Origin of the sequence: Vogesella sp. EB (assembly GCF_001037925.1) — a bacterium.
Lineage (GTDB): Bacteria > Pseudomonadota > Gammaproteobacteria > Burkholderiales > Chromobacteriaceae > Vogesella > Vogesella indigofera.
Window position 1 is genome coordinate 1 of sequence record NZ_LFDT01000060.1, and the last position, 1,397, is coordinate 1,397.

At 70.2% G+C, this 1,397-nt stretch carries 1 protein-coding gene; it reads left to right on the forward strand.

Translation table 11 applies throughout. The features are described 5' to 3' along the window. Positions 1-1,397: type VI secretion system Vgr family protein (locus ACG97_RS16715; RefSeq protein WP_047968516.1), on the forward strand; the 1,397-nt coding region annotated here is incomplete at both ends.

The window sequence follows — 1,397 nt, forward strand, 5'->3', positions numbered from 1 at the left end:
GCGCGGCTGCGGCAGCAGGCGCTGGACGCGCAGGCCAAGACCTTCAGCGGCGCTGGCAGCGTGCGCGGCCTGACCGCCGGGCAGTGGTTCCGCCTCGACGACCACCCGGCGCACCAGTGGGACGCACCGGAGCAGCGCGAATTCGTGGTTACCCGCCAGACACTGAGCGTGCGCAACAACCTGCCGGCCGAGCTGGCCCGCAGCCTACCGGCCGCGTTGCGGCCAACGTTGGCCGCAAGTGGGGACGATGACAACGATGCCCCATTCCGCAGCGCCTTCGACGCCCAGCGCCGCGGCCTGCCGCTGACCCCGGCCTACGCCGCCAGCAGCCATGCCAAGCCCACCGCGCGCGGCGCGCAGACCGCCACCGTGGTCGGTCCGGCCAATGAAGAAGTGCACACCGATGCGCAGGGTCGCATCAAGGTGCAGTTCCACTGGCAGCGGCCGGACGAGCACCCGGACAGCGGGGCGAATCTCGACGAACGCTCCAGCTGCTGGCTGCGGGTGGCGATGCCCAGCGCCGGCGCCGGCTGGGGCCACCAGTTCATCCCGCGCCTCGGCCAGGAAGTGCTGGTCGACTTCATCGAAGGCGATATCGACCGCCCGGTGATTACCGGCGTGCTGTACAACGGCAGCCACCCGCCGCCGGCGTTCAGCGGCGCCGGCAGCCTGCCGAGCAACCACACCCTGTCCGGCATCAAGAGCAAGGAACACCACGGCTGCCAGTACAACGAACTGCTGTTCGACGACACGCCAAACGAAGTCAGAGCAAAACTCAGCAGCGAACACGGCAAGACCCAGCTCAACCAGGGCTACCTCACCCACCCGCGCGCGGACGGCAAAGCCGAACCCCGCGGCGAAGGTTTCGAGCTGCGCACCGACCGCCACGGCGTCCTCCGTGCCGGCCACGGCCTGCTGCTGAGCACCGAAGCGCAAGCCGCGGCCGGCGGCAAACAACTGGCGCGCGACGGCGCACAGAGCCAGCTCGACGCCGCGCTGGCGCTGGCGCAATCCCTGGCCGACACCGCCACCGCGCAGCTGGCCGACACGCTGGAAACCGGCCCCGCCGAGATCAAGCCCGACAACGGCAAAGGCGTGAACAAGCCCGACGGCCACCTGCAGCACCACGTGCAGGCGCTGAAAGCCTGGGAGGCCGGCAGCAACACCGACAAGGACGGCAAAACCGCCCTCCAGGGAAATGGCCCCGCCCAGGCCGGCCAGCAGCCGCTGATGATCCTCAGCGCCCCGGCCGGCCTCGCCGCAACGACCGACCACTCCCTGACTCTGGCCGCAGGCAGCAACATCGACCAGGTGGCGCAGCGCGACCTCAACCAGACCTCGGGCAGGAGGTGGCTGCACAACGTCGGCCAGCACATCAGCCTGTTCGTGGCCGGGGT